Here is a 25,597-nt window from a genome sequence, read left to right as displayed (position 1 = left end):
TCATTGTCACCGCGCGCTGCGGCGCGCTCTGTCCGGTCGCTACTGACTGGCTATCGCGGCGCCGCCGTCGATCGCCACGCCCGGCAATTCCAGCACGTAGTCCGGCCCCATCAGCTGCGACGGCGTGTAGTAGCCGCCCGCCGGCGCGGGGTTGTCGAGGAAGCACTGCACGATGCCCAGCGACGCGGTCACGGTCAGCGCATACCCGTTCGGCGTGAGCATGCGCCGCACCTGTGCGCGGCCGTTGCCGCGCACTTCACCCCAGAAATAGGCCTGCGTGGCGTCGCGGGTTTGCGCATCCGGGCCTTTCACGCTGCGCTCGACCCGGCGCTTGAGCCAGCCCTGCACGGCCTTGGCCCGCAGCAGCGGCCCGAGCAGGCGCAGGCGGCGGACGCGCGCGATCGTCTTCGGCGGCGCGGTGGTGTAGACCTCGATGTCGGGAATGCCGGTGCTGACGTAGGCGGTGTACACGTCGCCCCACGGAATGGTCATCGCCATGCGGTCGGCGCCGTCGCGGGTGAAGGTGCGCGTCTTCCATGCCAGCGGCACGCGCCTGAGCGCGCCGTTCTCGCGCACGCGCCCGCCGGAACCGAGCCCTTCCACGCTGGTCTTGGCCGTGCCCGGACTGAAGCCGCCGCCGGCGTCGAAACCCAGCACCAGCGACGTCGCCCACGGGCAGTCGCGGTGCAGTTGCGCGGCCAGGCAATCGCTGGGCACCACGTCGAAGCCGACGCCCGGCGTGACCACGATGCCGGCCGCCTGCGCGCGCGCATGCTGCGCGTGGCAATGCGCGAACACGTCGATCTCGCCGGTGATGTCGAGGTAATGCGTGCGCGTGGCCAGGCAGCCTTCGAGCATCGGTGCGCTGGTCGCGGAGAACGGCCCGGCGCAGTGCAGCACCAGGTCGACGCCGCGCAGGCCTTCCTCCACCGCGCTGGGCAGGTCGAGGGTGAACTGGCGCCAGCGCAGCCCCAGCTCCTCGGCCAGCGCCCGCACCGCCGCTTCGCTGCGCCCCGCCAGGATCGGCTGCAGGCCGCGCTTGACCGCCTCGGCGGCGATCAGGCGCCCGGTGTAGCCGTTGGCGCCGTAGATCATCCATTGCATGGTCAGGTCTCCTGCGACGGCGGGTGACGGCATGGACGCGCGTCCCGCCTGGACCACGTTTGCCTAGAATCGCCATCCTACCCAGTCACCGGAGCCGCATTGCATGCGCTGGCCCGCTTTCCTCGCCGTCGTCACACTCGCCATGAGCGCCCACGCCCAGACCAGCCCGTCGAATCCCGTGCCCCGCAAGCTGACGCTCGAAGCGATCGCCGGCGACGCGCCGCTGTCCGGCCCCGGCCTGGAGAAGCCGCAGGTCGCGCCCGATGGCAGCCGCGTCACCTTCCTGCGCGGCAAGGCCGAGCAGAAGAACCGCCTCGACCTGTGGGCCTATGACGTGGCCAGCGGCAAGACCGAACGGCTGGTCGACAGCAACGTCGTGCTGCCGGGCGAAGAAGTACTGAGCGACGCCGAGAAGGCGCGCCGCGAGCGCGCCCGCACCGCCGCGCTCAGCGGCATCATCGAATACCAGTGGGCGCCCGACGCGCAGTCGCTGCTGTTCCCGCTCGGCGGCGAGCTGTACCTGTACGACCTCGGCAAGTCGGGCAAGGACGCGGTGCGCCGGCTCACCCATGGCGAAGGCTTCGCCACCGATCCGAAGATCTCCCCAAAGGGCGGCTTCGTCAGCTTCATCCGCGACCGCAACCTGTGGGTGATCGACCTCGCCTCCGGCGCGCAGGTGCAGCTGACGCACGATGGCAGCGCGACGATCGGCAACGGCGTGCCGGAATTCGTCGCCGACGAGGAAATGGACCGCCACACCGGCTACTGGTGGGCGCCCGACGATTCCGCGATCGCCTTCGCGCGCATCGACGAAGCGCCGGTGCCCGTGCAGAAGCGCTACGAGGTGTATCCGGACCGCACCGAGGTCGTCGAGCAGCGCTATCCGGCCGCCGGCGACCGCAACGTGCGGGTGCAGCTGGGCACGATCGCACCGCGTGCCGGCGCGACGCCGCGCTGGATCGACCTCGGCAAAGACCCCGACATCTACCTTGCCCGCGTCGACTGGCGCGATCCGCAGCACCTCAGCTTCCAGCGCCAGTCGCGCGACCAGAAGCGGTTGGAGCTGATCGAGGCCGAGCTCGCCTCGGGACAGCAACGCACGCTCGTCACCGAGACCAGCAAGGCCTGGGTGCCGCTGCACAACGACCTGCGCTTCCTCCGCGACGGGCGCCTGCTGTGGAGTTCGGAACGCAGCGGCTTCCAGCACCTCTACCTCGTGGATGCACGCGGCCGCGCCACCGCGCTGACCGCGGGCGACTGGCCCGTCGATGACGTGCTCGCCGTGGACGAGGCGGCCGGCTTCGTCTACTTCGCCGCCGGCAAGGATTCGCCGCTGGACGTGCAGGTGTACCGCGTGCCGCTCGCGGGCGGCGCCATCGAACGATTGTCGACACCCGACGGCACGCACAAGGCCACCTTCGCCGGCAACGCCAGCGTCTACGTCGACAACTGGTCGACGCCGGACACGCCGCCGCAGCTGCAGCTGTTCCGCAATGACGGCACGCTGGTCGCGACGCTGCTCGACAACGATCTCGACGACCCCAGGCACCCGTATGCGTCGTATCGCGCCGCGCAACGACCGCTGGAATTCGGCACGCTCACTGCCGCCGACGGCCGGACCGCGCTGCACTACAGCCTGATCAAGCCCGCCGGCTTCGATCCGTCCAGGCGCTACCCGGTCGTCGTCTACGTCTACGGCGGCCCGGCCGCGCAGACGGTGACGCGCAGCTGGCCCGGCAAGGGCGACCACTGGTTCAACCAGTACCTCGCGCAGCAGGGCTACGTGGTGTTCTCGCTCGACAACCGCGGCACCCCGCGCCGCGGCGCGGCGTTCGGCGGCGCCCTGTATGGAAAGCAGGGCACGGTGGAAGTCGCCGACCAGCTCGCCGGCATCCAGTGGCTGCAGGCGCAGCCGTGGGTCGATGGCAAGCGCATCGGCGTGCACGGCTGGTCCAACGGTGGCTACATGACGCTGATGCTGCTGGCGAAGGCCTCCGGCCGCTACGCCTGCGGCATCGCCGGCGCTCCGGTCACCGACTGGGGCCTGTACGACACCCACTACACCGAGCGTTACATGGACCTGCCCGCGGCGAATCCGGACGGCTACCGCGACGCGCGCGTGCTGCAGCACATCGACGGACTGACCTCACCGCTGCTGCTGGTGCACGGCATGGCCGACGACAACGTGCTGTTCTCCAACTCGACCGCGCTGATGAGCGCGCTGCAGAAGCGCGGGCAGCCGTTCGAGCTGATGACCTACCCCGGCGCCAAGCACGGCCTCAAGGGCGCGGACCTGCTGCACCGCCTGCGCATCAGCGAGGCCTTCCTCGCGCGCTGCCTGCGCCCGGGCGGCTGACGCGGCAAACGCTGCGGCGGCGATCGCGCCGCCGCAGCGCTGCAACCACTCAACGCCCGGCCGGCGCCTCGATCCGCAGCCGCGTCGCCGCGGTGCGCGCATGGGTGGCCTGGCCGTACATCAGCTCCACTTCCGCCGGCGCGGCGAGGTAGTCGCCGCTGTTGCCGACGCGGGCGAAGTAACGCACGGCGTGTTCGCCCGGCGGCAGCGATTCGGCATAGAAGCGCGGATGCCGCGCATCGAGCTTGCGGCTGCCGAAGTAGCCGCTGCCTGCGTCGGCGATGCGCTTGAGCTCGGTGTTGCCGACGCCCGACAGCGCCAGGTCGCTGGGCTGCAGGCCGCCGGGCACGGCATCGGTCACCGCCACGAATTCGCGCTGGGCGCTGGTGCGCACGGTGAGGCTGATGCGGATCCAGTCGCCCTCGTGCAGCGTCTGCCCGTCCACCGCTTTCCACGCACCGTCGCGCAGCACCTCGTGGCGGCGCGTGATCGCCAGGCCGATCGCGGATTCCTGCGCCAGCCGCGCGTCTTCCTGCCAGCGCAGCTCGGCGACGTAGCTGACCGGCACCGTGTTGGCGGCGTCGGCGGCCACCTGCAGTTGCGGGCCGTCCGGCGCGCCCGCATTCCAGTCGGCGCGATCCTGGCCTGCGGCGAGTTCGAGCGCCTGCGCGCGCGTACCGATGGCGAAGCTCGCCGACGCCGGCGCGGCGGCGGCACCGGCGGGTTCGCGCAAGGCCATCAGGCAGTACGCGGCGGTCTGCGTGTCGACCGAGGCGACGCCGCCGGCGTAGAGGTCGTTCATGCCGGCGAGCAGTTCGCGGCGCACGCGCGCGTCCGCCAGCTGAGGATATGCGCGCAGCAGGTCGACCAGCGCGCACTGCTCGCGCATATCGGAGCTCATCCACGCGTCGTAGCGGCGCGACAGCCGCAACGAACGTGCCGGACCGCGCGCAGGCGCGGCGGCCAACACCCGCTTGAGCGCGCGCGCCGCCGCCGGATGCCGCGCGCGGGCGAATGCCTGCGTACTCGCCACCTGCAACGGCAGCGGCAAGTGCTTCCACTGCGTCCACAGGCGATCGAGGCCGGCGCTGTCCTGTGGCGATTGCGCCGCGGCCGCGAACGCGAACCCGGCGTATTCGTCGTCGTCCAGCGCCTCGCCCTTCGCCGGTGCGGATGGCGCATCGGCGAGCACCTCGCCGAGGAATTCGCGTGCCTGCGCTTCGACCCGTGACGGCACCGGATGGCCGAGCTCGCGCAGCAGGGCGAAGGCGCGCAGGGTGTACGCGGTGAGGGTCACGCTGGCATCGGGGCCCTGGTCGCCCCAACCGTGGAAATACACGAAGCCGCCGTCGTCGAGCTGGAACACCGCCGCGTTGTCCAGCGCCTCGCGCACCACGTCCGCGGCGTCGGGCCAGCTGGCGTCCTGGCGTTCCAGCGCCAGCGCCGCGCCCACCGCGCGACTGAGGATCTGCTCCCAGCAGCGATGCGGGTAGTCGCGCAGGTCCTGCGTCCATTGCGAAGTGAGGCCGGCGCCGCCGCGCAGCAGCGACACGCGCAGCGCGGGATCGTGGGCGTGTTCCGGCATCGCCGGCAGGTCGAGGTGCAGCGCGTCCGCGCCGATCCAGCCCGCCTGCAGCCGGCGCGTGCTGATCAGCGGCGAGGCCACTTCGATGCTGCCGGCGACCGCGTCGCCGCCCGCCGGCGTGCGCGCGGTGGCGACCAGGCGCAGTTCGCCCGGCACTTGCGGCTGCAGCGTCGCGGCCACGCTGGCCTGGCCGCGCGGCGCGAGCGCGAGCGTCTGCGTGTCGTCCAGCCCTTCGTTCGCGTTGGCGCCTTCGCCGCGCACCTGCAGCGTGGTGGTCGCGGTCGCCGCCGTCGCGGCGACATGGCGCACGCTGGTGGCCACGCGCGCGGTATCGCCCGGATACACGCGCACCGGCGCCTGCAGGCGTGCTTCCACCGGCAGGCCGGCTTCGAGCGCCGCTTCGGTCATGGCGAATCCGTCGCCGTCGTCGGCGCTCCACGCCACCGCGCGCCAGCGGGTGAGGTTGTCGGGCAGTGCCACTTCGACCTCGCGCGATTCGCCGGGGGCGAGGCGGATGTCGGGCAGCCACAGCGCGGTGTCGGCGAAGCGGCTGCGCACGGCGATAGCGGCCGCGGACGGCCGCGCGGGATGGCGCGACGCCTCGCGCTCCAGCCGCAACGAGGCATCCGGCGCCTTGGCTTCGTTGCTCTCGACAAGGTCGCTGCGCTTGATGCGCGAGCCGGTGACGGTAATGCGGTCGAGTGAAGTGGCCTCGCCCGCGGCCGGCGGTGCCGGCGGCGGCGCCATCGCGGCCACCGGCTGCGCGCGCTCGCGCAGGTATCTGTAGGCGTCCTTGCCGGCCTGGTCCCACGGCAGCAGCCAGCGCCACTCGTCGCCGTCCCAGCCTTGGAAGCCGGTGTAGTCGATGCCGCCCTCGCCGCGCAGCAGCAGCGATTCGCGGAAGCCGGTCGCCCCGGCGGGATCGGTGTACGGCAGCCAGCGCTGCGCCTGCGCGCGCAAGGCATCGTCCATCACCGCCAACGTCACCTGGCGCGGCTGCGTGCTGTCGTTGCGCAGGGTGATGCGCGCGCGTTGCCCCGGGCGCGCCTGCGCCGACTGGAAACGCAGGCTGATCGGCTTCGCGTCGGTCGCGAGCTCGGCCGCGGGCAGATAGGCGTCGAGCGCGCGCAGCCGCACCGGCTGGCGGAAGCCGGCCTCGACGCGCGACGGCGTGCTCTCGCGCACCAGCGCATGCACCGTGAGCCGGCCGCGCCAGTCGCGCGCCATCGGCAGCGTCAGTTCCTGCGTGCTGCCTTCGATCGCTTCGACGCGGTGGGCGAGGATCGAACCACCGAACGAGGTCACCAGCAACGCGCGTGCGCGCGCGAAGTCCTGCCGCAGCAGCAGGCGCGCCGGACGATCGCGTTGCGGCGATCCGTCCTGCACCGCGAGTTCCGGCTGGTCGACCGGATCGAACTGGCCGCCGCCTCGCCACCACACGTAACGCTGCAGCGTTGCCGGGGCGGCGTCGCCGCTGCGCGCGGTGAGGCGGTAGAGGCCGGTGCGTTCGCGCGCGAACGCGCACGGCGTGGACTGGCGGGTGCGCAGCCGGCAGTGCGCGATCGGCTCGCCGGGCTGCGTGCGGTCGTAGCCGGGCAGGTATTCGATGCTGACTTCGACCTCCGCGGTGACTTCCTTGCCCTGCGCGGTGATCACCACCGCTTCCAGGCGCACCGGATCCTCGGCGCCGAACCAGTCCGGGCGCGTGCGCAGGCCGACGTAGCGGTCGTAGCGCGCGTAACGGGTCGCCTGCTCGTAGGCGGACGTGCCCTCGCGATCCTCCGGCGACACCTCCAGCCCGGTGGTGAGCAGGCCGAAGGCGGGGCGCCGCGCGTTCTGCTCCGGCGTGCCGGCGAACGCGACGGGGACATCGACATGCAGCGCGCCGTCGCCGTCCAGCCGCTTGTAGGCGCCGATACCGGCGAGTGCAACGTCCGTGGTGTCGTCGTCATAGACACCGATGAAGCTGAAGTCCGCGTACTGCGGGTAGGCGGCGCCCAGCGGCTCCGGTTCCAGCCGCACCTCCGCCTGGGTGATCTCCGCGCCGGCCGCCGGCCCGCCGGAGAAGTAACCGGCGCGCGCGTCGGCGACGAAGCGGTCGCCATCGCGCAGCACGCCGCCGCGCGAACGCGCTTCCAGCCACAGGTCCTGCGCACGGTAGGTGCCGACGAAGAAGCAGGTGCCGTCGGTGTTGTGGTGGCCGTCGTCGCGACCGATGCAGTAGGTGGCGTCGGTCAGGTGCACGGGCAGCAGCAGCTCGCCGGCGATGCTGCCGTCGGCGGCGGGCGTGGCCGACCACTCGAGCACGATCTTGTCGTCGTCGCCGTTCTGCAGGCGCAGCGGCACCGGGCCGTCGGCGCGCGGCGCACGCAGGCGCGTGCCGTCGAGTTGGCGCTGCCACAGCCGGTAGTGCACGGTGTCGCCGGCGCGGTACAGCGGCCGGTCGGAGACGCCCCAGGTGTGGCGCGGCGTCGTGCGCCCCAGCGCCGAATACGGATCGGCGTCGTGCATCGGCAGCACCGCGCCGCGGCGCGCGGGGGTGGAGTAGGTTGCAGCGGCGTCGGTGGCGGCGCGCAGCAACCACAGCGCGTAGCCGCTGTCGGGGGCGTGGTACTCGTCGGCATCGACGGTGGGCAGTGCGAGGTCGTCGGGCAGGCGCAACAGCACGGTGCCGTCGGCCTGGGTGGTGCCGGTGGCGACCACGCGCGGCCGCAGTGCGCCCGGATCGAGCCACAGCAGTTCGATCGCGGCGCCGGCGACCGGCGCGTCGGTTTCCCACTCGTTCGCCCAGGCCAGCACTTCACGGCGCCCGGTCACCGCGAGCAGGTCGAACGCGGGCGCGGCGAACGTGGCCGAATCACTGGTATTCCAGCTGCGCGGGTCCGCGCGACGCGACCCCTGCTTGCCCAGCGGCGTCCAGCGCACCCAGCCGCCTTCGGCCAGCGTCTGCGCCGCGACGGTCGACGCCACCGGCTGCGGCTCGCTGCCCTGCCGCGGCGTACGCACCTGCACCGTTTCGTCGCGCACCTGCGCGCCGACGCCGCGCACGTCGAGCTGCATCTCGCCGACATTCACCGCCTCGACCAGCGACGGCGGCTGCGCGCCGGCGGCCACCAGCGCGCGCTGGCGTCCCAACAGGTGCGGTTGCGCGTCGCCCAGTTGCACCTGCACGGTCACCGCCGGCAACGCGGCGCCGTCGCTGCTGCGGATCGCGCCGTCCAGCGTCAGCTGGAAGCGGCGGCTGGGCGCGAAGCGGCCGATGTCGACACCGTCGCCGGGCGCGACGTCGACGCCGTCCTCATCGAACGGCGACGCCATCGCGTACCAGTGCACCTCGCGCACCCCGGGCGCGTAGGCCTGGCCCGCGGCTGCGCGCACCTGCGCATCCACCTGCGCACGTGAGGCCGGGTTCAGCGGGCGCGAGAACACCAGGGTGACCGCCTCCCCGGGCGCGCACACCGCCACGACGGCGCCGTTGCGCACGGGTTCGCGCACGCCGTCGTCCGCGCCTTCGCAGGACACACCGAGCAGGGCAAAGGGATCGTTGAGGCGCGCGCGCAGCAGCGTCGTTTCCTGCCGCCCCGGCAGCGGGCCGGCGCTGCTGCGCAGGCCCGGTTGCACCTGCAACTGCAGCAAGCTCCCCGCGGACTGCACGCGCGGCACGTCGAAGCCGAAACGCAGGTCCTGCGCCCAGCGCGGCGGCAACGCGCGCAGCGGCGGCAGCGCGAGGCCCTTGCCGTCCAGGCGCAGGCGCAGCACCGCCTGCAGCGCGGCGGCATCGACCGGCATGTCGCTGCTGAGTTCGATCGCGGGATGACCGCGCTCCCAGCGCGCGATCCACGCGCGCACTTCCGGCCGCCGGGTCTCCACGTGCATGACCTGCGCGCCGAGCACCTTGCCGGTCTGGGTCTTCAGGCCCGCGGCCAGGTCGAGGCGGTAGCGCGTGGCCAGGGCGAAGGCCTGCTCCGCCTGGCAGGTCAGGCGGGTGTCGCTGTCCCAGGCGCAGGCCAGCGGTAGCGCCGGCGTCGTGCGCACCAGGTCGCGGCGCACCGCGTTGTCCCAGTTCTGCATCGGCTGCGCGAACTCGATGGCGACTTCGCGCGCGCCGGCCAGGCGCGCTTCCACCGCCGGGCGTGCCCAGGCCATGCCGGCCCACGAAAACACCAGCGCGGCCCACAGCGCGCCCCTGACTGCCTTGTGCATGCTCGTTCCCTGCGGCGCGCGGCCGTCCCCGATACGGAAGATATAACGATCCCGACAACGGACCGCGACGCCGGCCGGGGTTGCGTGACCTTCGGGGCATGGCCCCTGCGACGGCGCTGCGCGATGCTGCGCCGACTCCCTACCCGGACCCTGCCATGACCAAGCCCCTCGTCCTCGCGCCGCTGTTCCTCGCCATGTCCCTGGCCCTGGCGCCGACCGCCGTGCTCGCGCAGCAGGCCCCGGCGGCGAAAGCCGCGCCGGCCAAGACGGCGCCGGCCAAGCCTGCACCGGCATGGGTCGCCAGGAGCAACGAATACACGCAGATCCTCATCCTCGCGCAGGCCCCGTTCCAGCCCGAGCAGGTCTCGTTCTTCGGCGTACCCGGCTTCGACGACCAGGTGTTCGACTACGGCGCGGAGTTCGGCCGGCGTTTCCGCGAGGCGACCACGAAGGCCAAGGCCGACCTCGTCGCCCGGTCGGCGAAGGAAACCGATCCCAACGTGAAGCAGGACATCGCGATCCTGCTGCAGGCGGCCGACGACCAGATCGAGGCCAGCGAGGTCAACGAACGCCTGACGCGGCCGTGGCTAGATGCCGGGCAGACCGTGTTCCAGGGCATCCAGTCGCTGCTGTCCGACCAGACCCCGGCCGACCGCCGCGCCAAGGCGGTGCTGCGCCTGCAGCGCTACGCCGGCCTGGTGCCGGGCACCACGCCGCTGACCACGCTCGCACGCCAGCGCTACGAGGAACGCAACGAGAAGGGCCTGCTGCAGCCGACGCAGATCGCGGTGCAGCAATCGCTCGACAACGTGAAGACCTACCAGCAGGGCATCCGCGACCTGTTCGCCAAGTACAAGCTCGATGGCGAAGCCGCCGCCGCGCTCACCGCGCTGGACCAGCAGCTCACCGACTACGCGGCGTGGTGCAAGGCGGACGTGCTGCCGACGTCGCGCACCGACTACAAGCTGCCGACGGAGCTGTACGCGCTGTCGCTGAAGGGCTACGGCATCGACATCGACCCGCGCGTGCTGATCGAACGCGCGCAGCTGGAGTTCATGGAGACCCGCAACGCCATGCAGCAGCTGGCGCCGCTGGTGGCCAAAGCCAAGGGCCTGAAGGCGACCGATTACGTCGAGGTGATCCGCGCGCTCAAGCACCCGCAGCTGAAGGACGACGCGATCGAACCGTACTACCGCAACACGGTGATGCCCGAACTCGACCGCCTGATCGCCGCGAACGAGGTGGTGTCGCTGCCGCAGCGACCGATGCAGATGCGCCTGGGCACGCCGGCCGAGAACGCCGCGCAGTCGGCGCCGCACTTCCTGCCCGCGCCGCTGGTCGGCAACACCGGCCAGCAGGGCACCTTCGTGCTGCCGCTGTCGAACCCGAACGCCGGCGCCGACGGCCCGTACGACGACTTCAACTACCCGGCCGGTGCGTGGACGCTGACCGCGCACGAAGGCCGCCCGGGCCACGAGCTGCAGTTCACCGCGATGGTCGAGCGCGGCGTGTCGCTGGCGCGCACGCTGTATGCGTTCAATTCGGTGAACGTGGAAGGCTGGGCGCTGTACGCGGAAGCCGAGATGGTTCCGTACGAACCGCTGGAGGGCCAACTGATCGCGCTGCAGTTCCGCCTGCTGCGCGCGGCGCGCGCGATGCTCGACCCGATGATCAACCTCGGCCTCACCGACCGCGACACCGTGTTCCGCGTGCTCACCGACGAGGTCGGCTTCTCCAAGGCGATGGCACGCCAGGAAGTGGACCGCTACTCGGTGAATTCGCCCGGCCAGGCCGGCAGCTACTTCTACGGCTACACGCGGATCATGCAGCTGCGCGCGGAGACCGAAGTCGCGCTCGGCGACAAGTTCGACCGCAAGGCGTTCAACGACTTCCTGCTCGACCAGGGCCTGCTGCCGCCGGCCTTGCTGGCCAAGGCGGTGCGCGAGGAATTCGTGCCGGCGCAGCGGGCGAAGAAGTAAGCGCACGCGCAGGGATGACGGCGACGCCGTCATCCCGCATGACCGCTGGGCGGGCCCCGGCCCGCCGTGCGGACGCGGTGACGCCCCACGCACCGTCGCTGCAACCGCTTCGATGACGGCGGGCCCGGGCCCGCCTTACGTCACCCGTTCCAGCATCCGCCGGTTGCCGGTCAGCCGCGCCCAGCGCGTGCCCAGGTCGATCCAGCACACGTACGCGGCTTCGCCGGCGAGCCGCCACAGCGTGGCCGGGCCCAGCCGCAGCCGTGCCTCGGCGGCGCACAGTTCCCAGTCGTAGCCCAGTTGGCGCGCGAACAGCGCGCACCGCGCCAGGTGGTAACGGTTGCTCAGCAGCGTCACCCGGGTGCGCATGCGCGCGCCGAGCAGGTCGCGTGCGTTGCGCAGGTTCTGCAGGGTGTCGCGCGACTGCAGTTCCATTTGCAGCGGGATGTCGCGGGCGAAGCCGCGGGCGTACAGGCCGTCGCGCGCCACTTCCGCCTCGCTGCGCTCGCCTATGGCGCCGCCGCCGAGCAGCACCAGGCCGCGCGGTGGTGCCTGCCGCCACAGCGACACGGTGCGGTCCAGGCGCGCGGCGAAGTCGCGGTCGATGCGGCCGCGCGGGGCGTTCTTGCCGAACAGCAGCACGCAGTCGCCCTGCTCGGGCGCGCACGGCGCGTTGCGGGCGACGCGCCAGACGTGGACGAAGTAGCCCACGTACACCAGGCCCGCGCTCAGCGCGCAGGCCGAGAACGCGACCACGCCCGCACGCAGCACGTCGCGATCGATCGCGAGCGAGAAACGGTGGGCGATGCGGCTGCTCATGCGGCGGGTGCGCGGGACGTGCGGAGAGGTGCGGGAATCGATGGGGCGCATGCCCCTACACAGGATAAATCGTGCCGCGCGTCCGCGGGTGGGCGGCGTGGCGCGCTGGCTATACTCCCGCGCCTGTCCTGCAGGAGTTCCACGTGTCGCCGATGTCGTCGCATGTCCGTCCGCCGCCGATGGCGCCGCTGGCGATCCGCGCGTACACCGCCACCACCGCGCTCGGCCGCGGCCGCGACGCCCAGCTGCAGGCCCTGCGCGAACGCCGCGGCGGCCTGCGCCGCAACGACCTACCGGTGCTGGCGCCGGGGCAGGAACCGCTGGCGTGCTGGATCGGCCGCGTCGACGGCCTGGAGGAACTGGCCCTGCCGGCCGGGCTGGCCGAGTGGGAATGCCGCAACAACCGCCTGGCCTGGCTCGCACTGCAGCACGACGGCCTGCGCGACGCACTCGCCGACGCCGCCGCGCGGCACGGCGCCGAACGCGTCGCCGTGGTCATCGGCACCTCGACCGCCAGCATCGGCGCCACCGAAGAAGGCTACGCGCGCCTCGACCACGGCGCCCTGCCCACCGACCTGCAGCGCCCGACGGTGCACACCCCGCATTCGCCCGGCGCCTTCGTCCAGGCCGCCACCGGCCTGCGCGGCCCCTGCGTGACGGTGGCGACCGCGTGTTCGTCCAGCGCCAAGGTGTTCGCGCAGGCGTCGCGCCTGATCGACGCCGGTCTGTGCGACGCCGCGCTGGTCGGCGGCATCGACACGCTGTGCGGCAGCGTGCTGTTCGGCTTCAACTCGCTGCAGCTGGTCGCGGCCGATCCGTGCATGCCGTTCGATGCCGCGCGCACCGGCCTGTCGCTCGGCGAAGCCGGTGGCTACGCCCTGCTGGAACGCGCCGGTGCCGCCGATACGCTGCTGCTGCGCGGCTACGGCGAATCCAGCGACGCCTACCACATGTCCACGCCGCACCCGCAGGGGCTGGGCGCGCAACTGGCGATGCGCGACGCGCTCGCCCGCGCCGGCATCGCGCCGGATGCGGTCGACTACCTCAACCTGCACGGCACCGCGACGCCGTCGAACGATTCGGTCGAAGCACTCGCGGTGGCCGCGCTGTTCCCCGCTTCGCTGCACGCCAGCTCGACCAAGGGCTGGACCGGGCACACGCTGGGCGCGGCGGGCATCGTCGAATCGGTGATCGCACTGCTCGCGCTGGAACACGGCGAACTGCCCGGCACCCTCAACAGCACCGCGCCCGATCCGGCCTGCGGCCCGCAGATCCGCTTCGCGGCGGCGCAACGCCCGATCCGGTACGCGATGAACAATTCCTTCGGCTTCGGCGGCAACAACTGCTCGCTGGTGTTCGCGCGCGCATGAGCACCCTGCGCGCCACCATCGACGGCATCGGTTTCTGGGCGCCGGGCCTGCCCTCGTGGGACGCGGCGCTGCGCCACGTCCGCGACGGCACGCTCGTCGCCGACGCGCCGGCCCGCCCGTCGCCGCAACTGCTCGCGCCGAACGAACGCCGCCGCGCGCCGGAAACCGTCGCGGTCGCACTCGACGTCGCGCTCGCCGCGTGCACCGCGGCCGGCCGCGAACCGGCGGCACTGCCCTCGGTCTTCGCCTCGGCGCACGGCGACATGACGATCACCGACTACATGTGCGCGACGCTCGCCAGCGAGCCGCGCAGCATCTCGCCGACCCGCTTCCACAACTCCGTGCACAACGCCGCTGCGGGCTACTGGACCATCGGCGCCGGCGCGATGCAGCCGGCGACGGCGATCAGCGCCGGTACCGCGACCTTCGCGCAGGGCCTGATCGAAGCGCTGGTGCAGCTCGCCGCGGGCGCCGATGCGGTGCTGCTGGTGGCCTACGACGGCCCCTCGGTCGGCCCGGTCGCGCAGGTCTCGCCCAGCGTGGGCCTGCTCGGTGCCGCGCTGGTGCTGTCGCGCCACGCGCGCGAGGGCGCGCCGGTGCTGAGCGCGGAACTGGGCGCGGCGGTCGAAGCGGTCGCCGACGCGACCGCAGCCGGTGCGCTCGCGCGCCACGCCGCCGGCAACGCGATGGCGCCGATGCTGCCGCTGTTCGATGCCCTCGCCCGCGCCGACGCGCGTGGCCCGGGCGACGGCGCGATACTGTCCGCCGGCCCCGGCCGTGCCCTCACCGTCAGGATCCACCGGTGATCGACCGCAACAACGCCTACATCGTGATTCCCGCCCTGAACGAAGCGCTGCGCATCCGCGGCGTGGTCGAGGCGGCGCTGCGCGAATGCGCCAACGTCATCGTCATCGACGACGGCTCCGACGACGGCACCGCAGAGCGCATCGCCGACCTGCCGGTCATCGTGGTCCGCCACGCGCAGCGCATGGGCAAGGGCGCGGGCCTGCGCGACGGCTTCGCCGAGGCGCTGCATCGCGGCGCGCGCGGCGTCATCACCATGGACGGCGACGGCCAGCACGACGCCGCGGACATTCCGCGTCTGATCGCGGCGGCGAACGCCTACCCGCAGCACATCGTCATCGGCGCGCGCCTGCGCAAGCGCGCCTCGCAGCCGAGCTACCGCCGCCTGGCCAACGAATTCGGCGACTGGGGCATCTCCTGGGGCTGCGGCTTCCTCGTCGCCGACACCCAGAGCGGGCAGCGGTTCTATCCCGCCAACGTCGCCGCGTTGCGCGACGTGCCGGGCGAGGACTTCGTGTTCGAAGCGCAGATCCTGATCACCGCGGCGCGGCGCCTGGGCGTGCGCTGCGTGTCGGTGCCGATCGAATCGCGCTACCAGGGCGCCGCGCCGGAAGGCCCGCAGTTCCGCAAGAGCCACTTTCGCCCGCTGCGCGATCTGTGGCGCATCACCTCGCACGTGGTGAAGCAGGTGTGGGGCTACGGCAACGTGCTGCGCGAGTACCGCAACACCCGTGCGCACCCACCGGTGATCCACGATCCGGGTGGCGAATTCGCCAGCGCGCCGCTGCCGCACGCGCCGCGCGGCGCGTGACGCCGCAACTCACTCCTCGATGACGTAGATCGCGATGCCCTCGGCGCGCTGCTGCGCGGTGGGGATGCCGAGGCCGACCGAGGCGCCGCCGTGGCGGCCGTAGCTGCCGCCACCGACGCCCAGGCTCACCGGCGAATCGGTCTGGTCGACGCCGAGCAGGATCACGCCGTTGGCGCCGAGCTTGGCCGCTTCGCGCGCGAGGCGGTCGATGGCGGAATTGATCTGGCCCTGGGTGCCGAAGCCGACGCCGCTCTTGGCGTCGAGACGGGCGATTTCCTCGTACTTCTTCGGCGGCACCTGGTAGACCTTGACCTGGGCCGCGTCGACGGCCGGGCGCGGCTGGCCGAGCATGACGTGGTGGGTGCTCGCGCAGGCGGCGAGGGCGAGGACAAGAAGCGCGATCAGGACACGACGCATGGACCACCCCCGTTGCAGGAAAGACTGCCGACCGGGCGATGTTCCGCCCCGGCCGCTGAATGCCGGATCAAATCTACCGGCCGCCGCGCGGCGCGGCCAGCGCCCGTCGCTCAGCTCATGCCGCCGTCGATGCCGATCACCTGGCCGTTGATGTAACCGGCCGCGTCCGAGCACAGGAAGGCGACCAGCGCGGCCACTTCGGCGGGCTGGCCCGCGCGCGCCGCGGGCACCATCTGCTTCAGTGCGTCCGCGGTGAACAGGCCATCGGTCATGCGCCCGGCGATCACCCCGGGCGCGACCACATTCGCGGTGATGCCGCGCGAGGCCATTTCCCGCGCCAGCGACTTGGTCGCGCCGTGCAGCGCGGCCTTGGCCGCGGCGTAGTTGGCCTGGCCGCGGTTGCCCAGCACCGCGGCCACGCTCGACACGCTGACGATGCGGCCCCAGCGCGTACGCGCCATCGGCAGCAGCAACGGCTGGGTGACGTGGAAGAAACCGTGCAGGGACACGTCGATCACGCGCTTCCATTGCGCGTCGTTCATCCCGGCCAGCGGCGCGTCGTCGTGGATGCCGGCGTTGTTGACGAGGACCTGGATCGGGCCGGCGTCGAGCAGCGCAGCCATTGCGGTGCGGCTGGCCGCGGCGTCGGCGACGTCGAAGGCGACCGCTTCGGCCGTACCGCCCGCGGCCTGGATCGCCGCGACCACCGCGTCGGCGCGCGTGACGTTGGTGTTGGCGTGCACGATCACGTGCAGCCCGGCGGCGGCCAGTTGCGTGCAGATGGCCGCCCCCAGGTCGCCGCTGCCGCCGGTGACCAGGGCGCGCTTGCGCGAGCCGTTCACGGTCGCTGCGTTCATGGTGTGTCTCCCTGCAGCACCACCGCAGCACGGCCTTCGGCGATGACCGTGCCGGCGTGGGTGATGCGGAATGCGTACTGCTGGCTGTCGGCGGCTTCGGCGAGCGGCTGCGCCGTGCATTCGAGGTCGCCGGGCAGGTCGTCGATGCGCGCCACGTGCACGTCGACACCGCGCAACGCGACCAGCACGCCGGCGCGCGCGGTGCCGCCTTGCGCCTGCGCGCGCAGGCCGCCGTGCACCGCCATCGCCTGCGCGCCGTATTCGCACAGGTGCACGCCGCGCAGCTGGCCGTCGCTGCGCAGCGGATGCGCGCGATCGCGATGGTTGCGCGCGCGCAGGTGGATGCCTGCAGCGTCCCAGTCCACTACTTCGTCCCACAGGCACATCGCGCCCTGGTGCGGGATCAGCGCCAGGATCTGCTCGCGGCCGATCATGGCGACTCCAACGTCGTGGCGGCGTCCACCGTGGACGGCTCGTCGCGGGCGAACTGCCGCGTCACCAGCAGGGCGAGGACGAAGTTGCAGAACACCCCCAGCGCCACGGTGGTGCCGATCGCGCGCAGCACCGGAATCGACGACAGCGCCAGCAGCGAGAACACCAGCAGCGTGGTCAGGCTGCAGACGATGAGCGCATGCAGGGTGCGCAGCTGTTCGGCGCGGTCGTCGCCGGCGTGGTCGAAGAACAGCGCGTAGTCCAGCCCGAGCCCGGCGGCGAGTATCAGCGCGACGAGGTGGAACAGGTTGAGTTCGACGCCGAAGCCGCGCAGCGTCGCCAGCAGCAGCAGCGTGGTCAGCGCCATCGGCGCGAGCACGCGCAGCACGCGACGCGGCTGGCGCAACGCCACCCACACGGTGACCACCAGCAGCAGCGATGCCAGCGCCAGCGCCCACAGCACGCGCTGGCGGTAGCCGGCGACCAGCGATTCCGAGGCCTGCTTGAGGTCGAGCAGCTGCGCGCCGTGGGCGCTTGCGACGCGGGCGACGGCGGCGGGATCGCGCAGCCCGCTCAACGACACCAGCGCGGTGGCGTGGTCGCCGCGTTCCAGCAGCAGGCCGGCCACGGTGGCCGCCAGCGGCGTGTCTTCGAGGTCGCGCGGCGTGAGCGGGATGGCCGCGCGCGCGGCCTGGACATCGTCGACGAAGCCGGCGAACGCATCCGGCGCGAACGCGCTCGTCGCCACCGCGCCGGCGAACGCGCGCTGCAGCGCCTTGCGCTCGGGCAACTTCGCCTGCCGCGCGCGTTGCAGCGCGCGGCTGGGCAGGTAGCGGGCGGCGGAATCGTAGCCGCCGATGCGGCCGTCGACACGCAATGCATCGAGCGCGGGATGCAGCTGCTCCAGCGCCTGCAGCGCGCCCTCGGCGTCGGCGCTCGTCACCGCGATCACGTAGCGCACGTCGGGCGCGCCCAGTTCGCGCCGCAGCTGCGCGTCGCGTTCGAGCATGGCCGCGGGCGCGGGCGTGAGCCGGGCCAGGTCGTTCTGCCAGAACGCACCCGGCGCCCACCACGCGATCGCGAACGCCACCGCGGCCAACGCCACGCAGGCGGTGCGATTCAAGCGCGGCCAGCGCGCCAGCCGCGACCACGCGCGCGCCAGCCACGCGGATGCGGCGACGTCGCGCGGCTCCGGATCGATCAACCCCGGCAGCACGAAACGCGTGGCCAACGCGGCCACGCCGAGGCCGGCAACGGTGAACACCGCCAGCTGTTCCAGCCCGTCGACACCGGAGACGAGGAAGGTGAAGTACGCGATGCAGGTCGAGGCCACGCCGGTGCCCAGCGTCGGCCACAGCGCGCGCGCGTTCGCCCACGGCGCCAGCCCGGCGCGCTGGTGCGAGAACAGATGGATCGGGTAGTCCTGGGCGACGCCGATCAGGGTGAAACCGAAGGCGATGGTGATGCCATGCACGCCGTCGAACAGCAGCGTCACCGCCGCGAGTCCGGCCAGGCCACCGCTGGCGAGCGGCAGGCCGCCGAGCAAGGGCGCCTTCCAGCTGCGGTAGGCGAGCCACAGCAGCGCGACGAAGATCAGGCTGTCGAGCGTGCCGATCCAGCCGGCCTCACGCGCGGTGCGCCCGCCGATCTCCACCGAGAACGCGCCCGGGCCGCTGAGCGTGAGTCGCGTGCCACTGTCGCCGCTCGCCTGCGCGAAGGCGGCGCGGATCGCATCGACCGCGAGTTGCTGGCCCTGCGGATCGAAGCCCGCCGCGCGCGTCTCCACCGCCAGCAGCGCCTCGCGGCCGGCGCGATCGAACCACACGCCGTGCAGGCGCTGCGGCGCCGCGGCCGGTTGCCAGGCGTCGGCGAGCTTGAGCGTTTCCAGGGTCGGGTCGCGCGGCAGCAGCGGCTCAACCAGGGTGGCGGCGGGCGAACCGAGGTCCTGCACGCGCTGCGCGAGTTCGCCGGCGAAGTAGGCGCGGTCGAACGCCTGGGTGTCGACGGTCGGCGACAGCAGGTAGCGGTACGGGCGCAGGCGCTCGGGAATCGCCGCCAGGTCGCTGTCGCCGCCGTTGGCCACCAGCTTGAACAACGTTTGTCCGGCCAGCGCGGTGCGCAGCGCGTTGGATTGCGCGGCGAGGGTTTGCGCGTCGCCGTCGCCCGCATCGCCATGGGAGATCGCGACCAGCAGCAGACGCGAACCGGGGCCTTCGCCGAGTTCGTCGATCAGCAGCTTCTGCGCCGGCGTCTGCGCGGAGGGCATGAACTTGCGCAGGTCGCCGCTGAGTTCGAGGCGGCTGCCGAGCAGCCAGCCGGCGAGGGCGAGCAGGGCCAGCCAGAGCAGGGCGAAGGCGAGGCGTTTGTGTGCGCTCATCGCATCGCGCCTGCGCGGAAAGGCGACGCGACCGCGGCATGGCCGGCCGCGCACGCGGCTGCGGGCGTTTTCCCGCGCCAACGGCCGAGGCGGGTGCTCATTGCGCCTTCGCGCCGCCGTAGCACAGCGTCGCCAGCGCGCCGGGGGCGGTGACATTGCCGGCCGCGCGCGCGGCGCCGGCGAGCAGGGTGCGTTGCGCGTCGCCGCGGGCGGGCTGGGTTTCGATGCAGCGCAGTTCGGCGCCGCGGCCGTACAGGGTGATCGACTGCAGCGCCTGCTGCAGCACCGCTTCCTTCGGCGTCAGCGTCAGCGTCCAGCGCTGGCGGGTGCCCTGGGTGTCGAGGCGGTAGTGCTGTTCGAGCAGGCGCCGGTCGCCGCCGAGCAGGGCGCCGAAGCTGGCCTGCAGCCCGGCCAGTTCCGGCGCGCGCGCCAGCGAGAAGCGCCGCGGCGGCTTGCCCTGGCGTTCGATCTGCGCCTCGCCGGCGCGGATGGTGGTGGTCTCGGCGTAGGGCGTGGTGACCTCGCGCACCAGGGTGTCGGCGTCGGGACGGCGGTACTCGCCCTGCAGGCGCAGCGGTCGCTTCAGCAGGCGCGAGCCGCGCAGTTCCACGAAGGCGGTGCGCGCCGGCACCGGCTGCACCACCTTGGCCAGGATCCAGTCGCTGTCGACGCGCTCAGGGGGCGCGGCGCGCAGCGTCGGCACTGCCGTCGCGAGTGCGAGCAGCGTCGCGGCCAGGCTCAGGGCTTTCATCGCGGGCAGCGGAGGCGTCATCGGGTTGCCAGAAATCGTAGAAGTTGAACCAGTTGTACGGCGCGCGCCGCGCATGATGCTGCAGGCGCGCCGCGTAAGTCTGCACGAGCGCGCCCAGCGCCTGCCGGCGTTCATGGCGCGGCAGGGACAAGCCGTCGCTGACCGGCTCGAACACCACCTCGTAGCGGTTGCCGCCACGGTACAGGCCGAAGGCCAGGGTCACCGGCACCTGCAGCACGCCCGCGATCTGCCACGGCGCGAGCGGGAAGCGCGCCTCCTCGCCGAGGAACGCCACCCGCGCCGACGCATCGCCGGGCAGTGCGCGGTCGGCGAGCAGGGCGACCAGCGCGCCCTCTTCCAGCGCTTCGCGGATCGCCAGCACGATCGCGGTGCCGGGCTGGCCGGCGTCGATGATGTCCGCGGCGAGGCGCGGGTTGAGCGCATCCAGCAGCTGCTGCATCGCCGGGTTGTGCGCCTTGTCCAGCAACACGCGCACGCGCAGGTCGGGGCGGCGGGTGGCGAGCACGCGCAGCGCGTCGAAGCTGCCCAGGTGCGAGCCGAGAATCATCGCGCCCTGGCCGCGCTCCAGCTGCGCCTCCAGCGCCGGCAGGCCTTCGACCGCGAAATCGAAGCGCTCGAGCTGGCCGCTGAGCAGGAACACGCGATCAAGAATCGTCGAGGCGAAGGTGTGGATGTGGCGCGCGACGTGCAGCAGGCTTGGCCGCACCGGCAGCACCCGACGCAGGTAAGCGCGCGAGGCGCGGCGCTCCGGTCCGCGCATCAGCAGGAAGTAGGCGGTGATCGGCCACAGCAGGCTGCGCGCGAGCGTGCGCCCGCCGCGCCGGGCAACGGTGCGGATCAGCCAGAGCGCGAACAGGCCGCCGCCCTCGGGGCGGCGCTTCCAGTGGTCCCCGCTCATGCCCCGGCCACGACCTCGCCGCTGGCCAGCAACGCGCCGTCGCGCACGACGCGGAAGCGCCAGCGCGGCGCGGCGCCGTCCAGTTCGATGCGCGCGCGCTCGCCCGGCAGCAGCGGCTGCAGGAATTTCACCTGCGGCAGGCGCAGCGGCCCGACCGGCCCGTGCGCGGTTTCGATCGCGGCAAGCACGCGGTCGAGCAGCACCACGCCGGGCACCAGCGGGCGCCCGGGGAAATGCCCGGGCAGGCTCGGATGGTCGGGCGCGATGACGAATTCCATGCGGGGATTATGCGGGTGCGGCGCGCCGGATCAGCGGAACAGCCCGCTCCAGAACGCCGGCCCGAGCCGGCCCATGCGCTGCAGGAAGTCGAGGAAATGCCGGTACGGCAGCTCGCGGAACCAGCGCCGGCGCAGCGCGTATTCGCCGACGAAGAAGCCGCCGACCACGCCGTAGTTGAGCAGGTTGGCGATCAGCGAACCGTGTTCGCGCGCGATGCCCCATGTCGGCGCATGCCCCAGCCGCGCGAGCACGCCGCCGGGCACCTCGGCGCAGGCGAGCACGCCGTTGACCACCGCGAGCACTGCCAGCAGCAGCGTCCAGGCCGCGGTCAGGCGCCGCGCGTAACGCGCCAGCTCCGGCGGCAACTGCTCGGCCGGGCATTCGTGCAACGCGGCGACGATGCGCGCGATCAGCGGTTGCCGCGGCCGCCGCAGCGTGCGCCCGAACAGCCACGCCAGCAGCGCGAGGAACACCACCGGCGGCGCCAGCAGCAGCACCTGCGGCACCTCGCCATGGCGCAGCGCGAACAGCGCGAGCGCCAGCCCCGCGGCCACGCCCCAGGCCCAGGCGCGCGGCCGCAGCAGCGGCCCGACCAGGAACACCAGGGCCAGGTCCAGCAGGGCGATGACCGCGGCTCCGCCGCTGCCGGCGCGCGTGGCCCAGTAGGCGAGCGGCGGATAGGCGAGCGCGAACGCGAACCGCAGCGCGAAGGCGCCGCTCATGCCGGGACGTTCATGCCGGGATGTTCATGCGGTGGGATCGCGGAGGTCGGGCGCATGGATGGCGCGCCGCGCGGCGACCGTCAGGCCGCGCGGTTCTGCTCGATGTGCGCCGACAGCGCGCGCAGCGAGGCGAAGATGCGCCGGTTCTCGTCGTTGTCCGAACGCAGCTGGAAGCCGTACTGCTTCGACACCGCCAGCGCCAGTTCGAGCGCGTCGATGGAATCCAGGCCCAGGCCCTCGCCGAACAGGCGCGCATCGGGATCGATATCGGCCGGCGCGACGCCTTCCAGGTTCAGGCTGTCCACCAGCAGCTTGGCCAGTTCGGCTTCGGCGGCGGTCTGGGCGGTGGCGTTGGCTTCGGACATCGGTATTTCCGCGGGCGGTGCAGGCTTGGGGGCGCAACGATCCGGCATCCCGCCGCGTCGTGCAAGCATCCCCGCCCGCGCCCACCGACTATCATGGCGGGATGACCGATCCGCACGCTCCCGGCTCCGGCGCCCCGGCGTCCACGCCGGACGCCGCACCCGACGCGGTGGACTCCCTCCTCTCGCCCGCCCTGCACGTCGACTACAGCGACGCCGCGGCGGCCGCCCTGCTCGCCTCGGAGCAGACCCTGGCCGTGTTCGCGTTCGGCGCCGACGCGCCCGCGCTCGACGATCCGCGCTACCTGCGCGTGGCACTGCAGCCGCACGGCCCGCGCCTGCTCGAACACTGGCGCGCCCGCGGCCCGGTGCGGCGCGGCCGCACGGACGGCGTGGCCTGGGCGGAAGACGGCACGGTGCAGTTCGGCGCGATCGAACTCGACGAGGGCGACGCCGGCATCGAAGCCGCCGCCACCGCGGCCTACGCGCGGCTGAGCGCCTTCCTCCGCGACCGCGGCTACCCGCAGCTGCTGCGCGTGTGGAACTACCTCGACGGCATCACCCACGGCGACGGCGACGCCGAGCGCTACCGGATCTTCTGTGTGGGCCGTGCGCGCGGCCTGGGCGAATTCGACCCGCATGCACTGCCGGCGGCGACCGCGATTGGCCACGACAGCGGCACGGCCGGCGGCGGGCGCCGCCTGCAGGTGTACTGGCTGGCGGCGCGCCAGCCGGGCACGCCGCTGGAGAACCCGCGCCAGGTCAGCGCCTACCGCTACCCGCGCCGCTACGGCCCGCAGCCGCCGAGCTTCGCCCGCGCGATGCTGCCGCCGGGCACCGCGATGCCGCTGCTGCTGTCCGGCACCGCCGCGATCGTCGGGCACGAATCGCAGCACGCCGGCGACGTCACCGCACAGCTGGACGAGACGCTGGCGAACCTGGACAGCCTGATCGCCACCGCGCGCGAACGCCGCCCCGACCTGCCTGCACAGATGGGCGCCGGCACGCGGTTGAAGGCGTACGTGCGCGACCGCGACGAACTCGACGCAGTCGCGGCGCACCTGCGCCTGCGCCTGGACCCGGCGGTGCGCTTCGTCGTGCTGCACGCAGCGATCTGCCGCCGCGAACTGCACGTGGAGATCGACGGCGTGCACGGCGCGCCCTGAGCGCAGCGGTCGCGCGTAGTTCATCGGTTTACTTGCAGCGGTGGCCGCGCGCCGCCATCTTGTGTGCTTCGGCCGCACCGCGGCCTTGGCGCGGAGACGCTGCGATGGGATTGATCAGTGTGCTGTGGGGCATCGTCGCCCTGTGCTGGATGGTGCTGGCGCTGATTCCGGTGATCGGCATCACCAACTGGCTGCTGATCCCCTTCGCCGCGGTCGGTGCGCTGATCGCGGCGGTGGGCATCCTGTTCACCCGCAGCGAGAACCGCGGCCGCGCGAAGACCGGGTTGATCCTCAACGGTATTGTGATCGTGGTGGCGGCGATCCGCTTGAGCATGGGCGGCGGGTTGATCTAACGCCCCCTCGTCCCCTGGGTCGCGGTGGACACGGCCCCTCACCCTGCGTCGCTTCGCGACGCTGTCCCCCGCTGTGCTCCCGGCCCTTGCGCATGGCGCAAGGGCGTTCAGTCGGGCGTGCGCCAGTGGCGCACAAACGCCCGCCTTCACCCCGCAAGCGGGGTGAGGGGTAACTGAGCAAACAGGACGGGGATTGCTTTTCCTTCTCCCCGCTTGCGGGGAGAAGGTCGAAGCGGCCGACAGGCCGCTGAGGGAAGGGCGGATGAGGGGACGCCGGCAACGCCGGCGTAGAACCAATCAAACCCTCACGCCGCCGGTCGCGCCGCCAGCAACGCCCGCGTATGCGCGTGCTGCGGCGCGCGCAGCACCTGCGCGGTGGCGCCGGTTTCCACCACCTGCCCCGCTTCCAGCACGGCGATGCGCTCGGCCACCGCCGCGGCCGCGGCGAGGTCGTGGGTCACGAACAGCAGCGCCAGCCCGCGTTCGCGCTTGAGTTGCACGAGCAGGGCCAGGATCGCCGCGCGATGGTGCGCATCCAGCGCCGACACCGCCTCGTCGCAGACCAGCAGGTCCGGGTCGGTGGCCAGCGCACGCGCGATCGCGATGCGCTGGCGCTGGCCGCCGCTGAACTGGTGCGGATAGCGATCGAGCATCGACGCCTCCAGCCCGACCGCCTGCAGCAGCTCCGCCGCCTTCGCGCGCCGCGCCGCGGCATCGCCGCGGCCGTGGATGCGCAGCGGCTCGGCGACGATCTCGGCCACGCGCAGGCGCGGGTCCAACGACGCGTAGGGGTCCTGGAACACCACGCCGATGCGCGCCCGCAACGCGCGCAGACGCGCGCGGTCGAGCGTAAGGAGATCGACGCCGTCGAAGCGCACGCATCCGTGCACGCCGCGCAACAGGCGCAGCAGGGCGCGGCCGAGCGTGCTCTTGCCGCTGCCGCTTTCGCCGACCAGGGCCAGGCCCTCGCCGCGGCGCAGTTCGATCGACACGCCGGCGAGCGCATCGCGCGGCGCGCGCGGGTAGCGCACGCGCAGGGCCTCGCCCTGCAGCAATACCGGTGCATCGGCAGTCGCGTCCGGCAACGGCGCCAGGCGGTCGGCGGCCAGCAGTTCGCACGTGTAGGCGTGGCGCGGCGCGGCGAACACCTCGCGCGTGGCGCCCTGCTCCACCACCCCGCCCCGGCGCAGCACCAGCAGGCGTTGCGCGTACGCGCCCACCAGCGGCAGGTCGTGGCTGATCAGCAGCAGCGCCAGCCCTTCCTCGCGCCGCAGTGCGTCGAGCAGGTCGAGGATGTCGCGGGCGATGCGTGCGTCCAGCGCGGAGGTGGGTTCGTCGGCGATCAGCACCTGCGGACGCGCGGCCAACGCGAGTGCGATCGCGATGCGCTGGCGCTGGCCACCACTGAACTGGTGTGGGTACCGCTGCAACGCCGCAGCGGGTTCGGGCAACTGCACGCGCGCGAGCAGGGCCTCGGCGTCGCGCCACGCGGCCTCGCGCGGCAGGCGTCGCAACGCGCGCAAGGTCTCGACCAGCTGCGCGCCGACCGTGCGCAGCGGATGCAGGCTGGCGAGCGGATCCTGCGGCACCCAGCCCAGCACGCGCCCGCGCAGGGCGGCGTGCGCGCGCGAGGACAACGCCACGTCGCGATCTTCGTGCTGCAAGCGGCCCTGCGCGCGCAATTCCGCGGGCAACAATCCGAGCAGCGCGAGCGCGGTGAGGCTCTTGCCGCTGCCGCTCTCGCCGACCAGGCCGACGCATTCGCCGGCCTGCAGCTGCAGCGCGAGCGGGCCGAGCAGGCGGCGCGCGCCGGCGTCGATCTGCAGGTCGGCCAGTTGCAGCACGGTCATCGCCAGCTCCACCTTGCACCGGCAACCACCCTTTGCCCGTCATCCCGGCGCACGCCGGGGTCGCGCCTTTGACAAGGCAAG

At 72.8% G+C, this 25,597-nt stretch carries 20 protein-coding genes; 7 read left to right on the top strand and 13 right to left on the bottom strand.

Going from position 1 to position 25,597, the window contains the following annotated elements; translation table 11 throughout:
* Positions 1–39: 39 nt before the first annotated feature.
* Entirely contained in the window at positions 40–1,104 is a 1,065-nt protein-coding gene (locus tag H8B22_RS08435; RefSeq protein ID WP_187711003.1) for a saccharopine dehydrogenase family protein, read from the bottom strand.
* A gap of 142 nt (positions 1,105–1,246) precedes the next feature.
* Between H8B22_RS08435 and H8B22_RS08430 the strand changes: the two genes are divergently transcribed.
* Positions 1,247–3,460 (top strand): S9 family peptidase, encoded by a 2,214-nt coding sequence (locus H8B22_RS08430; RefSeq protein WP_225876335.1) that lies wholly within the window; start codon positions 1,247–1,249, stop codon positions 3,458–3,460.
* Between the two features lie 49 nt (positions 3,461–3,509).
* Here H8B22_RS08430 and H8B22_RS08425 read toward each other — a convergent pair whose 3' ends face one another.
* Positions 3,510–9,248 (bottom strand): alpha-2-macroglobulin family protein, encoded by a 5,739-nt coding sequence (locus H8B22_RS08425; protein ID WP_187711001.1) that lies wholly within the window; start codon positions 9,246–9,248, stop codon positions 3,510–3,512.
* 155 nt (positions 9,249–9,403) lie between these two features.
* Here H8B22_RS08425 and H8B22_RS08420 point away from each other — a divergent pair, with 155 nt between their 5' ends.
* Positions 9,404–11,227, top strand: coding sequence for a DUF885 domain-containing protein (locus tag H8B22_RS08420; RefSeq protein WP_187711000.1), 1,824 nt, complete (start codon positions 9,404–9,406; stop codon positions 11,225–11,227).
* A gap of 135 nt (positions 11,228–11,362) precedes the next feature.
* Here the strand turns inward: H8B22_RS08420 and H8B22_RS08415 are convergent, their stop codons facing one another.
* The gene (locus H8B22_RS08415) at positions 11,363–12,046 is read right to left on the bottom strand and encodes a YdcF family protein (RefSeq protein WP_187710999.1); all 684 of its coding nucleotides are present in this window, start codon (positions 12,044–12,046) and stop codon (positions 11,363–11,365) included.
* A gap of 179 nt (positions 12,047–12,225) precedes the next feature.
* Between H8B22_RS08415 and H8B22_RS08410 the strand changes: the two genes are divergently transcribed.
* Genes H8B22_RS08410 through H8B22_RS08400 form a run of 3 tightly spaced genes read left to right on the top strand, consistent with a single transcriptional unit; the run spans position 12,226 to position 15,031 of the window.
* Positions 12,226–13,416: a beta-ketoacyl-[acyl-carrier-protein] synthase family protein gene (locus tag H8B22_RS08410; protein WP_187713589.1), complete on the top strand. Its 1,191-nt coding sequence runs from the start codon at positions 12,226–12,228 to the stop codon at positions 13,414–13,416.
* Positions 13,413–14,222, top strand: coding sequence for a beta-ketoacyl synthase chain length factor (locus H8B22_RS08405; protein WP_187710998.1), 810 nt, complete (start codon positions 13,413–13,415; stop codon positions 14,220–14,222). Before H8B22_RS08410 ends, H8B22_RS08405 begins: the two co-directional genes overlap by 4 nt.
* Entirely contained in the window at positions 14,219–15,031 is an 813-nt protein-coding gene (locus tag H8B22_RS08400) for a glycosyltransferase family 2 protein (RefSeq protein WP_187710997.1), read from the top strand. Before H8B22_RS08405 ends, H8B22_RS08400 begins: the two co-directional genes overlap by 4 nt.
* A gap of 9 nt (positions 15,032–15,040) precedes the next feature.
* Here the strand turns inward: H8B22_RS08400 and H8B22_RS08395 are convergent, their stop codons facing one another.
* From H8B22_RS08395 to H8B22_RS08355, 9 genes are all read right to left on the bottom strand, one after another.
* Entirely contained in the window at positions 15,041–15,448 is a 408-nt protein-coding gene (locus H8B22_RS08395; RefSeq protein WP_187710996.1) for a hypothetical protein, read from the bottom strand.
* Positions 15,449–15,558: 110 nt separating this feature from the next.
* On the bottom strand, positions 15,559–16,305 hold the full coding sequence (gene fabG, locus H8B22_RS08390; protein WP_343204058.1) for a 3-oxoacyl-ACP reductase FabG: 747 nt from the start codon (positions 16,303–16,305) through the stop codon (positions 15,559–15,561).
* Positions 16,302–16,739 (bottom strand): phosphotransferase, encoded by a 438-nt coding sequence (locus H8B22_RS08385; protein WP_187710995.1) that lies wholly within the window; start codon positions 16,737–16,739, stop codon positions 16,302–16,304. The genes fabG and H8B22_RS08385 overlap by 4 nt, the downstream gene beginning before the upstream one ends.
* Entirely contained in the window at positions 16,736–19,114 is a 2,379-nt protein-coding gene (locus tag H8B22_RS08380; RefSeq protein ID WP_187710994.1) for an MMPL family transporter, read from the bottom strand. The genes H8B22_RS08385 and H8B22_RS08380 overlap by 4 nt, the downstream gene beginning before the upstream one ends.
* A 97-nt stretch (positions 19,115–19,211) precedes the next feature.
* On the bottom strand, positions 19,212–19,865 hold the full coding sequence (locus tag H8B22_RS08375; protein ID WP_187710993.1) for a LolA-related protein: 654 nt from the start codon (positions 19,863–19,865) through the stop codon (positions 19,212–19,214).
* Positions 19,789–20,784, bottom strand: a complete 996-nt coding sequence (locus H8B22_RS08370) for an LpxL/LpxP family acyltransferase (RefSeq protein WP_187710992.1) — start codon at positions 20,782–20,784, stop codon at positions 19,789–19,791. Before H8B22_RS08370 ends, H8B22_RS08375 begins: the two co-directional genes overlap by 77 nt.
* Positions 20,781–21,062, bottom strand: coding sequence for a beta-hydroxyacyl-ACP dehydratase (locus H8B22_RS08365; RefSeq protein WP_187710991.1), 282 nt, complete (start codon positions 21,060–21,062; stop codon positions 20,781–20,783). The genes H8B22_RS08370 and H8B22_RS08365 overlap by 4 nt, the downstream gene beginning before the upstream one ends.
* 30 nt (positions 21,063–21,092) lie before the next feature.
* Positions 21,093–21,785, bottom strand: a complete 693-nt coding sequence (locus H8B22_RS08360) for a COG4648 family protein (RefSeq protein ID WP_187710990.1) — start codon at positions 21,783–21,785, stop codon at positions 21,093–21,095.
* A gap of 80 nt (positions 21,786–21,865) precedes the next feature.
* The gene (locus tag H8B22_RS08355; RefSeq protein WP_187710989.1) at positions 21,866–22,150 is read right to left on the bottom strand and encodes a phosphopantetheine-binding protein; all 285 of its coding nucleotides are present in this window, start codon (positions 22,148–22,150) and stop codon (positions 21,866–21,868) included.
* Positions 22,151–22,251: 101 nt separating this feature from the next.
* Between H8B22_RS08355 and H8B22_RS08350 the strand changes: the two genes are divergently transcribed.
* Together H8B22_RS08350 and H8B22_RS08345 are read left to right on the top strand one after the other, a co-directional pair.
* Positions 22,252–23,313 (top strand): chorismate transformation enzyme, FkbO/Hyg5 family, encoded by a 1,062-nt coding sequence (locus H8B22_RS08350; RefSeq protein WP_225876169.1) that lies wholly within the window; start codon positions 22,252–22,254, stop codon positions 23,311–23,313.
* 110 nt (positions 23,314–23,423) lie between these two features.
* A complete protein-coding gene (locus H8B22_RS08345) occupies positions 23,424–23,666 on the top strand; it encodes a hypothetical protein (protein WP_187713586.1) in 243 nt (80 codons plus the stop codon).
* A gap of 305 nt (positions 23,667–23,971) precedes the next feature.
* Here H8B22_RS08345 and H8B22_RS08340 read toward each other — a convergent pair whose 3' ends face one another.
* A complete protein-coding gene (locus H8B22_RS08340; RefSeq protein ID WP_187710988.1) occupies positions 23,972–25,516 on the bottom strand; it encodes a dipeptide ABC transporter ATP-binding protein in 1,545 nt (514 codons plus the stop codon).
* Positions 25,517–25,597 lie beyond the last annotated feature (81 nt).

Origin of the sequence: Lysobacter terrestris (genome assembly GCF_014489475.1) — a bacterium.
Classification (GTDB): Bacteria; Pseudomonadota; Gammaproteobacteria; order Xanthomonadales; family Xanthomonadaceae; genus Agrilutibacter; species Agrilutibacter terrestris.
The sequence above is the reverse complement of the archived record's forward strand: the minus strand, read 5'-3'. Positions and strand labels throughout refer to the sequence as shown.